Genomic DNA, 655 nt, shown 5'->3' with positions numbered 1-655 from the left:
CCTGAATTTCTCATGAGAAGGCGGTGAAAGGAAGGAAGAAGCGGCTTAAAGTGGTATAATTTCAGGACGTTACACCAAAAACTCACCACAATAGCCGCTATCCAGAATGGTACCTGAAAAACTCGCCTTCTCGCCACTAGGTCGCCGCCAGATTCAAGCCGATTTCACCGGTGGCCACATCAGCTCCGACACTGGATTGTTACTGCTGCGCGAAGTGGATAAGCGCCACGGCCTGACCCGTCAGCTTGCCGGGGCGTTGAACGATCCACGCATGAGTTCAAAAGTGCGCCACTCGCTGCATTCGATGGTGGCACAGCGCGTGTACGGATTGGCGGCGGGCTATGAGGACTTCAATGACCACCAACAGCTGCGCTTTGACCAGATCCTGCAAAGCGCGATTGGCCGGGATCAGGTCCTGGCCGGCAAGTCCACGCTGAGCCGGATGGAACGCGGCGTGGATCGCCGGGCTGTTGTCGAGGCCCATCGTGTGCTGTGGCAGCAGTTCATTGACCAGCATGAAGCGCCACCGAAGGAGCTGGTGCTGGACTTCGATGGCACCGATATCGCGCTGCACGGCGATCAACCAGAGAAACACTTCCATGGGTATTACGATCACCACTGCTACCTACCGCTGTATGTGTTCTGCGGCCGCCAC

1 protein-coding gene is annotated in these 655 nt (G+C 57.1%); it reads left to right on the top strand.

The genetic code is table 11. The annotated features are described in order from the left end of the window. Nucleotides 1-106: 106 nt before the first annotated feature. Nucleotides 107-655: transposase (locus tag AC1RQI_RS16975; protein ID WP_481905794.1), on the top strand; the 549-nt coding region annotated here is incomplete at its 3' end.

The organism is Salicola sp. AFF1, assembly GCF_056783195.1.
Note: the sequence above shows the minus strand (reverse complement) of the source record. Positions and strands in the feature narration are given on the sequence as shown.